The sequence below is a fragment of the Microcystis sp. M53598_WE2 genome, from assembly GCF_030067735.1.
Taxonomy (GTDB): Bacteria; Cyanobacteriota; Cyanobacteriia; order Cyanobacteriales; family Microcystaceae; genus Microcystis; species Microcystis aeruginosa.
The window spans coordinates 1-9,019 of the sequence record NZ_JASJFE010000620.1; the positions used below are offsets into that span (position 1 = coordinate 1).

At 44.7% G+C, this 9,019-nt stretch carries 10 protein-coding genes; 6 read left to right on the forward strand and 4 right to left on the reverse strand.

Annotation, left to right across the window (positions count from 1 at the left end; genetic code table 11):
* Positions 1–219: 219 nt before the first annotated feature.
* The 4 genes from rimI to PX636_RS12615 all read left to right on the forward strand — a co-directional run bounded on the left by rimI (position 220) and on the right by PX636_RS12615 (position 3,339).
* Positions 220–798, forward strand: a complete 579-nt coding sequence (gene rimI / locus PX636_RS12600) for a ribosomal protein S18-alanine N-acetyltransferase (protein WP_002796554.1) — start codon at positions 220–222, stop codon at positions 796–798.
* A gap of 38 nt (positions 799–836) precedes the next feature.
* Positions 837–2,027 carry a glycosyltransferase family 4 protein gene (locus PX636_RS12605; RefSeq protein WP_002796556.1) on the forward strand — a complete coding sequence of 397 codons (1,191 nt, stop codon included), beginning with the start codon at positions 837–839 and terminating at the stop codon, positions 2,025–2,027.
* Positions 2,028–2,117: 90 nt separating this feature from the next.
* Entirely contained in the window at positions 2,118–2,735 is a 618-nt protein-coding gene (locus tag PX636_RS12610) for a CP12 domain-containing protein (protein ID WP_002796558.1), read from the forward strand.
* Positions 2,736–2,832: 97 nt separating this feature from the next.
* Positions 2,833–3,339, forward strand: a complete 507-nt coding sequence (locus tag PX636_RS12615) for a DUF1269 domain-containing protein (protein ID WP_002731545.1) — start codon at positions 2,833–2,835, stop codon at positions 3,337–3,339.
* Positions 3,340–3,679: 340 nt separating this feature from the next.
* On the opposite strand, the gene PX636_RS12620 is transcribed toward PX636_RS12615, so the two are convergent.
* From PX636_RS12620 to acs, 3 genes are all read right to left on the reverse strand, one after another.
* Entirely contained in the window at positions 3,680–4,204 is a 525-nt protein-coding gene (locus PX636_RS12620) for a GNAT family N-acetyltransferase (RefSeq protein WP_002796559.1), read from the reverse strand.
* A gap of 39 nt (positions 4,205–4,243) precedes the next feature.
* Complete coding sequence (locus PX636_RS12625; RefSeq protein WP_002756670.1) at positions 4,244–4,693, reverse strand: hypothetical protein; 450 nt, start codon at positions 4,691–4,693, stop codon at positions 4,244–4,246.
* A 267-nt stretch (positions 4,694–4,960) separates the two neighbouring features.
* The gene (gene acs, locus PX636_RS12630) at positions 4,961–6,931 is read right to left on the reverse strand and encodes an acetate--CoA ligase (RefSeq protein ID WP_288117447.1); all 1,971 of its coding nucleotides are present in this window, start codon (positions 6,929–6,931) and stop codon (positions 4,961–4,963) included.
* A gap of 251 nt (positions 6,932–7,182) precedes the next feature.
* Here acs and psaC point away from each other — a divergent pair, with 251 nt between their 5' ends.
* Positions 7,183–7,428, forward strand: a complete 246-nt coding sequence (gene psaC, locus PX636_RS12635; RefSeq protein WP_002734319.1) for a photosystem I iron-sulfur center protein PsaC — start codon at positions 7,183–7,185, stop codon at positions 7,426–7,428.
* 309 nt (positions 7,429–7,737) lie between these two features.
* Here the strand turns inward: psaC and PX636_RS12640 are convergent, their stop codons facing one another.
* Entirely contained in the window at positions 7,738–8,448 is a 711-nt protein-coding gene (locus tag PX636_RS12640) for a Uma2 family endonuclease (protein WP_288117449.1), read from the reverse strand.
* A gap of 75 nt (positions 8,449–8,523) precedes the next feature.
* Between PX636_RS12640 and PX636_RS12645 the strand changes: the two genes are divergently transcribed.
* The coding region (locus PX636_RS12645) for an ATP-binding cassette domain-containing protein (protein WP_288117451.1) at positions 8,524–9,019 on the forward strand (496 nt) is incomplete at its 3' end.

The following is a 9,019-nucleotide window of genomic DNA, read 5'->3' on the forward strand; positions in this document are numbered from 1 at the left end:
AGTCAATAAATAACTTTGGCTTATATTTGTCAGAAAATAGAACTCCTGCAAAAATCCCACATCTACCATTGGATTCAGGAGACAGGATTCAGGAGACTCCGAGACTATTTTTATTTATTCTCCCTTCTCCCCACACCCCACACCCCACACCCCACTCCCCACTCCCCACACCCCACACCCCACACCCCACACCCCACACCCTGCTCCCTTCCCCGATCAATGGCAAAAATCCAGCTTAAAACCCCAAAATCAGAGCATCTTGCCGCCATGGTGGCACTCGATCGCACCAGTCTCGGCGGTATCTGGACGTTATCGGGATATCAACGGGAATTAGACAGCCCCAACAGTGAATTATTAATTCTTACCCTGGACCGGGATAGCGAAACCCTAATCGGATTGGCTTGTTTTTGGGCAATTCTCGAAGAAGCGCATATTACCCTCCTGGCAATTTATCCCGACTATCAAAGACAAGGATTAGGAAAACTGCTTCTCTACAAACTGCTTGAAAAGGCTGTACAAAGACAACTGGAAAGGGCTACGCTAGAGGTAAGGGTATCGAACCAGTCAGCAATCGCACTCTACGAGCATTTTGGCTTCCGCATCGCTGGAGAGCGTAAAAATTATTATCCGCAAACTGGCGAATCAGCCCTAATTTTCTGGCGCAACGATCTACAAACGGCCGCTTTTCAGGAACAATTAAGCAAGTGGCGACAAGAAATCCTCTCAAGACTGGTGCGGGGAAAGTGGCAATTAGAGGAAGAAACCAGAGCCAAAATAGATACCATGGGGATGCAATGATTACCTACAAGCTTAAATCAGGTCGAGGTTAGGGAAAAATGAGGATTTTAGTGTTGGCGTGGGAATTTCCACCGCGATTAGTGGGCGGTATCGCCCGTCATGTCGCTGAACTCTATCCCGAAATCGTCAAACTCGGTCATGAAGTCCATTTAATCACGATCGAATTCGGTCAGGCCCCCAGTTACGAACTGGTCGAAGGCATTCACATCCACCGCGTCCCCGTACCCCCCGGCAATGACTTTTTCCATTGGGTGGTCAACATGAATAACAGCATGGGGCAACGGGGCGGCAAACTAATCGCCGAATACGGAAAATTTGACCTTGTTCATGCCCACGATTGGTTAGTAGGGGATGCGGCCATTGCCATGAAACATCTCTTTAAAATACCCCTGATTGCCACTATTCACGCCACGGAATACGGACGTTATAACGGACTGCACACCGACACCCAACGCTATATCGGCAGCAAAGAGGGAACCCTCGTCTATAATGCTTGGCGCGTTATCGTCTGTACCAGCTATATGCGTCATGAAGTCCATCGGGCTTTGGGCGCCCCCTGGGATAAAATCGATGTGGTTTATAACGGTATTCGGGCCGAGAAAAAGCAAAGAGACCCTAACTTTGATTACCAAGCTTTTCGTCGTCAATATGCCGAAGATTACGAAAAAATCGTCTATTACGTCGGGCGTATGACCTTTGAAAAGGGGGTTTCGGTGTTACTCAACGCTGCCCCAAAAGTCCTCGGCCAGACTGGGGCTAAAACTAAATTTGTCATTATCGGTGGCGGCAATACCGACAAACTCAAACAACAGGCCTGGCATCTCGGTATCTGGCATCATTGTTATTTTACGGGCTTTATGTCCGATGAAAACCTCGATCGCTTCCAAACCGTGGCCGATTGTGCCGTTTTTCCCAGTCTTTACGAACCTTTTGGTATTGTCGCCTTGGAAAGTTTCGCCGCTAGGGTTCCCGTGGTAGTTTCCGATACCTGCGGTTTTCCCGAAGTTGTCCGTCATGGCCAAACGGGAATTGTCACCCGCGTCAATAATCCTGATTCCCTCGCTTGGGGCATTTTAGAGGTTTTAAATCATCCTGAATACGCCCAAGAATTAGTTAATAACGCCTACGAAGACCTAGAAAAACGCTTTCATTGGGCAAATTTAGCCCGTCAAACCGAGACAGTATATGGTTTGGTTGTCCAAGAACGACAACTGGTAGAATGGCGTTAATCAGGGAGCGGTTTTTTAGCCGTCAGCCGTCAGTATTAGGGGTCAGTTTATGTTCTAAAATAACAAAGGCACAACTTAACTTCTCTAACTATGACTATGAAAGCAGCTGAAATTATGACCACGGAGGTGGCCAAGATTAAAGGTTCTGAAACCGTTGCCAAAGCAGTACAATTGATGAGAGAAAAGAACATTAGAACTCTCATTGTTGATCGCCGTCACGATGAAGATGCTTACGGAATTATCACCGAAACCGATATTGTCTATAAAGTCGTCGCTTTCGGTCAAGATCCGCAAAAAGTGCGCGTCTATGAAGTGATGAGCAAACCCTGCATCGTGATTAATCCCGACCTCGGGGTTGAATATGTAGCTCGCTTATTTGCTAATACTGGTATTCGTTTCGCACCGGTAATTAAAGGTGATTTGCTCGGTGTTATATCTGTTAGTGACATCCTCCATAAAGGTAACGCCGTCGAAAAGCCCCGCAGTCTTGATTTAGAAGCGGAGATTATCAAAGCTAGAGATATTGCCCGGGCAGTATGTGCTGAAAAAGGGGGAAATTCTCCCGATTGTGCCGCAGCTTGGGATGTTGTTGAGGAATTACAGGCAGAATTGGCACACCAACGCGCTAAAAAACCGGAAAAAACCTATTTTGAGGAATACTGTCAAGAAAATCCCGATGCTTTTGAAGCTCGTATTTATGACACCTAATCCCCATGGCTTTGAGGTATTCTCCGATACCTCAAACTTTTTAATCCGGCAAAAGTAGTGTATAAAGGTTTTATTTACTAATAATCGAGGAAAAACTATGGCCGATCTATTTGTCATCGCCTATGAGGACGAATTTAAAGCAGAAGAAGTTCGTTTAACTTTGGCTAAACTGCAACAGGAACATCTCATCGAGCTAGAAGATGCTGCCGTAGTGGTTAAAAACAAAGATGGCCAGATTAAACTCAAGCAAGCGGTCAATTTAACGGCAGCGGGAGCCGCTAGTGGCAGTTTCTGGGGATTATTAATCGGAATGCTCTTTTTATCCCCTTTATTAGGGGCCGTCCTCGGTGCTGCTGGTGGTGCTTTGGGAGGTGCTTTAAGTGATATCGGTGTGGATGACAATTTTATGCGCGAATTGGGAGAAACCCTGCAGCCCAGTACCTCTGCTCTCTTTGTTCTCGTCCAAAAAGTTACCCCCGATAAAGTCCTCGATGAAGTGGCCCCCTACGGAGGTAAAGTGTTACGCACTTCTTTGACCAAAACCGACGAAGCGGAATTACAGAAAGTTCTCGACCAAAGAGGTGTTAAACCCGAAACCGTTTAGGATATGGGTCCATAAAAGCCAGAAAAAGGGAATATATTTCCCTTTTTACTGTTTGAACAAGAATGGGTTTAGCATGACAACCACAGCAGCTATAAAATAAGAAACAATCAATAATTAGGGCTTGCTGAAAAAGTTTTTCGGTGGTGGCAGGGTGTGGGGTGTGGGGTGTGGGGTTTTATCGATTTTCAGGTGGTCAACTACCTAATTTTCAGGGAAAAAGTACCTGAATTTTCCCCCCAATCACTCCAATGGTCGGCACTTTTTGAGGTCAAAAAAGTCTAAAAACCTTATCCAACAAGGTTTTTAGATTTATTCAGCAAACCCTAATTATTAATGAACTTTAAGCTTCGATCGAGAATAAAAGTGCTTCAGTATCGTAGTATTTATTCGTTAATCCCATTGATTGCATTCCTAATCTTTCGGTGACACGAATTGAGCGATAATTATCGGGATTAACCACCGCGTAGATAATCGGCAATTGTAAGGTGATTAAGCCGTATTCTAGAATAACTTTAGCCGCTTCGGTCATATATCCTTGTCCCCAATAATCGCACCGTAAATGCCAACCAATTTCGATATCTGGGGTAGGATAACCGTGGTTATCGGGCAAATTCTGTAAAATTATCGAACCGATAATCTGATTATTTTTTCGATCGATCATTGCCCACCAATCGCTGCCATTACCCTGATTACGAATAGTTGGTAATCTTTCGGAAAAATGGGCATTTAAACTCTCAATATCCGTGGCTAACTGACGAATTCTCGGTAAAAAATCAGTGACTTCGGAATTTTGATAGATCTGAAAAAAAGACTCTTTGTCTGCGGGTAGTTGCCAAGGACGGAGAATTAGGCGCTCGCTTTTCATTGTTTTTGTGAGCAAATTATAGCAATTCTTTTTCTGAGATTAGGGATTATTGTCAATAAAAAAACTTCTAAATCCTACGGCTAGTAAGGAACCACTTAGGACAGTTATCAATGTCCAAATTTGATTTTTTTGGGTTCCTTCGACTTTCTCTAAGCGTTTATTCATGTCATCAAATTTACTATCAAGAGTTTTAATATCACCTTTAACTTCCGTGAGTTCAATCTTTAAATCGGTAGTATCTTTTTGAACAGTTTTGACATCAGCTTTCATTTCCGCTTGTCCATTCTCGATCACCTTCAATCGATTGTCAACCTCAATCAGTCGAGTTTCCATGGTAGTGAGTCGAGTTTCCATGGTGGTGAGTCGAGTTTCCATGGTAGTGAGTCGATTGTCGATTTCGTTGAATCGATGTTCGATTATCTTCTGTCCATTGAGGATTAAATCTTCTAGTCTTTTTAAATCATTATCGGTAGTAGTGGTGGTGGTCATTGATTAAACTCCTATAATTTCAATTCGCTCTTATCTTTATTATTACAGCCTTTCTTATAAACATGAAGTATAACCGAATTTGGTATTGACAACCGACTCCCCACTTCCCCACTTCCCCACTTCCCCTATACCTTTTCAACAGGATTTAGTATTAGTTATAGCTTTGGTGCTTGAGCAAATATGTTCAGCGAGGCTCACTCCCGTTAGAGTGAGATAAGATTAACTCTTATTCCTCACCCTAACTACTAGGAAAAACCGGCAATTAAATTAGGCACCTTGCCGCAATTTGTCCAAAACCGATCGATCTTCTAGAGTAGAAGTATCACCAGAAATCTCTTGACCTGATGCTAAAGTTCGCAAGAGACGACGCATAATTTTACCCGATCGCGTTTTTGGCAGTACATCGGTAAAACGGATTTCTCCCGGTCGAGCAATAATGCCAATTTCCTTGACAACGTGATCCTTTAATGCTTGCGCTAACTCCGGACTCGCTTCATAATGCCCCTCGAGAGTCACAAAAGCATAGACTTCTTCCCCTTTAATTTCATCCGGTCGTCCCACCACAGCCGCCTCCGCTACCGCGGGATGGGATACTAAAGCTGATTCGATCTCCATTGTCCCTAAACGGTGGCCAGAAACGCTCATCACGTCATCGACGCGCCCCATTACCCAGAAATAACCGTCTTCGTCCTGACGACTACCATCCCCGGCAAAATAGAGATATTGGCCATCTTTGGGGGCGATATGTTCCCAGTAGGTATTGCGGAAGCGATCGGGATTTTTATAGACTGTTCGCATCATACCGGGCCAGGGATGTTTGACCACCAGATAACCCCCCTCATTCGCTTGGGTGGGATTACCGTCTAAGTCCACCACTTCGGCCATAATACCGGGGAAAGGTAGGGTTGCTGACCCTGGTTTGGTGACAATTGCCCCGGGTAAGGGAGTAATCATAATCCCCCCGGTTTCCGTTTGCCACCAAGTATCGACAATCGGACATTTTTCTTTACCGATAACCCGGTGATACCACATCCACGCTTCCGGGTTAATCGGTTCTCCCACGGTTCCCAGTAAGCGCAAAGAGGATAAATCCCGGCTATTGGGGATATCTTCACCCATTTTGATAAAAGCGCGGATAGCAGTGGGGGCAGTATAAAAGATATTAACCCGATATTTCTCGATTACATCCCAAAAACAACCTAAATTAGAGGGACGGGGAACCCCTTCATACATTACCGTGGTTGCACCATTGGAAAGCGGTCCGTAAACGATATAACTATGGCCAGTAATCCAACCCACATCGGCAGTACACCAGTAAACATCGGTGTCTTTCAGGTCAAAAATCCATTTGCAGGTGACATGGGTGTAGAGATTATAACCGCCGGTGGTGTGGACGACTCCTTTCGGTTTGCCGGTGGAACCACTGGTGTAGAGGATAAATAACATATCTTCGCTATCCATCGGTTCGGCCGGACAATTAGCAGATACCTGTTTTTGTAGATCATGCCACCAGTAATCGCGATCGGCAACCATATTGATTGCTTCCTTGCTGCGCTGGACAACGAGAACTTTTTCCACACTGGGGGCGCTATTATCGGCTAGAGCCAGATCTACCTGTTCCTTGAGGGCAACGACTTTATCCTTGCGGAAACCACCATCGGCAGTGATTACCACCTTAGCGGCCGCATCATTAAGACGATCTCGCAAAGCATCGGCACTAAATCCCCCAAAAACTACACTGTGGGGCGCGCCAATTCTGGCACAGGCTAACATAGCGATGGCCGCTTCGGGAATCATCGGCATATAAATTCCGACCACATCGCCTTTTTTAACGCCTAATTCTTTTAAAGCGTTGGCAAATTGGCACACTTCTCGGTGTAGCTGTTCGTAGGTAATGGTGCGGCTGTCTCCCGGTTCTCCTTCCCAGATGATGGCAGCTTTATTGCGTCTCCAGGTGGTGAGATGTCTGTCAATACAGTTGTAACAAATATTAATCTTGCCGTTGACGAACCATTTAGCAAAGGGGGGCTGCCAGTCAAGAATCTCTGACCATTTTTCAAACCAATGTAATTCTTTTTCGGCTAATTGGGCCCAAAAAGCCGAGGGATCGGCCTTGGCTTTGGCGTAGAGTTGCTGGTATTCTTCAAAGCTTTTAATGGTGGCATTCTGAGAAAATTCGGCACTGGGAGGAAACAGCCGATTTTCCTGTAGGATCGATTCGATCGCTATTTCTGTCATACTGGCAAACGAAATAAATTATCTTGCGATCCAGATTACCTTTTTCGGTTCCCCCCGTAACCCCGGCAAGCAATTCTTTAAGGCTATTTTAGAATTGCCCGATCCCTGACTAGCGATCGCCATTTGGCCCCAAGTGTTACAGAGTTTAAAGTTATGTCACCGATCGAGCGATGAACAGATCGCTGTAAGGTAAACTAACCGATAAACCCGAAATTTAACATGGAGAACACTCGGTAAGGAGTCATAATTCAATGTCTCATAGCGTTAAAATTTACGATACCTGTATCGGTTGCACCCAATGCGTTCGGGCTTGTCCCCTCGACGTGCTGGAAATGGTTCCTTGGGATGGCTGTAAAGCTGCCCAGATTGCCTCCTCCCCCCGCACGGAAGACTGTATTGGTTGCAAACGTTGCGAAACCGCTTGTCCGACGGATTTCTTGAGCATTCGGGTTTATCTCGGAGCAGAAACCACCCGCAGTATGGGTCTAGCCTACTAGGCCTGGCAATCATTCTGTGTTTAACATTTAGCGAAAACTAATCTTGTTAAGAGGACTAACCAGTCCTCTTTTTTCGTTATACTCCCTTCGCTAGTTAGGGCTGGCTGAAAAAATCGGGGCGAAGCATTCGGATAGAAAATCTACGGTTTCACCGATAAGTTATTGCCCGAATGCTTCGCCCCTACAGGACGCAATCGCCGATCAAGATGCAAGGTTTTTGAGCCACTAGCTTTAAAATCTTGCACCTGCCTCGCCAAACAGGACCCAAACCCCTTACCTCGTCTATATTTCACATTTATTCAGCAGACCCTAGTTAGGTAATTCCCCAAAAAGTTGACGATATTTTTGCAGTTTTGCCTCCATTTCTACTAACTGCTGATTAGCCTGTTCAGCCCGTTGGCGTTCATTTTCAGCCCGTTGGCGTTCATTTTCAGCCCGTTGCTTTTCCTGCTCCAGTAGTTGATTAATTTCGCTGTAGGACAAAAATTGAGTACCATCAGGACGATAAATTTTTAACTCGTCGGTTAAGTCAAAACGAATGCCTAAACGGGGACTCACCCAATTATTAACCTCACTAACACTGTCTAAACTGTCACCAATTCGCTGCCAAGCTTCTAGACTATTATCATCGGGATCATAGACGTAGTATTCTTGGACTCCATAGCGATCATAAAATAGCAATTTTTTGGCCATTTCGATGGAGGTATTATTGGGAGAAAGAATCTCAAAGACGACTTGAGGAGCAAGATTATCTTCTTGCCATTGTTTGTAGGAACCTCGATCGCCTTTCGGTCTGCCAAATACTACCATCGTATCAGGAGCGGCAGCAATTTTCGGCTGGCCTTCCACGGGATACCACAACAGATCCCCCGCTACAAATACCTGGGGATCATCGATATATAACCAGTCGAGATTCTGCTTAATCGTCACTATCCAGTTAAATTGTTTAGTATTATCTGCCATCGGTTTACCGTCGCTCTCAGGATAGATAATCTCGTTTTTGTTAACTTGACTAACCATGGGGAATACCTGCCGAACTCATTGGGCTATTTTCATTATATAATAAGTTTGAACTAAGTAAGGAAAAGAACGCTCTTGATTTTAGAACTACAGCAAGTAAATTTAGCTATCCGACGGGGTAGTGCTTATCTGTTAGAAGATATTACTTTTAGCATCAAGCAAGGAGAAAAGTTAGCTATTGTCGGAGCATCTGGGGCAGGAAAAACGACTCTTTTAAGATTGTTAAATCTTATGCAAGAACCCACCACGGGAAATATTTATTTTCAAGGTAAATCGATTAGGGAAATACCGGTTATTTCCCTGCGACAACAGATAGTTTTATTGCCACAAGAGTCGAAGTTATTAGGGATGACTGTTCGAGATGCTCTCGCTTATCCTCTGCAATTAAAAAAACTTACTCCTGCGGAAATTAATCAGAGAATTGACCGTTGGACATCTCTATTAAAAATTCCCGAACAGTGGTTTGAGCGCGGGGAGCTAGAATTATCTTTAGGACAAAGACAATTAGTAGCAATTACCAGAGCTTTGCTGTTAGAACCGAGCATACTGTTATTAGATGAACCCACCTCCG

What these genes read in the sequence shown, in the direction of transcription:
- PX636_RS12625 (WP_002756670.1), bottom strand. Translation starts at nt 4,693, where the DNA reads ATGACCACCACCACTACTACCGATAATGATTTAAAAAGACTAGAAGAT.
- rimI (WP_002796554.1), top strand. Translation starts at nt 220, where the DNA reads ATGGCAAAAATCCAGCTTAAAACCCCAAAATCAGAGCATCTTGCCGCC.
- PX636_RS12610 (WP_002796558.1), top strand. Translation starts at nt 2,118, where the DNA reads ATGACTATGAAAGCAGCTGAAATTATGACCACGGAGGTGGCCAAGATT.
- PX636_RS12640 (WP_288117449.1), bottom strand. Translation starts at nt 8,448, where the DNA reads ATGGTTAGTCAAGTTAACAAAAACGAGATTATCTATCCTGAGAGCGAC.
- PX636_RS12605 (WP_002796556.1), top strand. Translation starts at nt 837, where the DNA reads ATGAGGATTTTAGTGTTGGCGTGGGAATTTCCACCGCGATTAGTGGGC.
- psaC (WP_002734319.1), top strand. Translation starts at nt 7,183, where the DNA reads ATGTCTCATAGCGTTAAAATTTACGATACCTGTATCGGTTGCACCCAA.
- PX636_RS12615 (WP_002731545.1), top strand. Translation starts at nt 2,833, where the DNA reads ATGGCCGATCTATTTGTCATCGCCTATGAGGACGAATTTAAAGCAGAA.
- acs (WP_288117447.1), bottom strand. Translation starts at nt 6,931, where the DNA reads ATGACAGAAATAGCGATCGAATCGATCCTACAGGAAAATCGGCTGTTT.
- PX636_RS12620 (WP_002796559.1), bottom strand. Translation starts at nt 4,204, where the DNA reads ATGAAAAGCGAGCGCCTAATTCTCCGTCCTTGGCAACTACCCGCAGAC.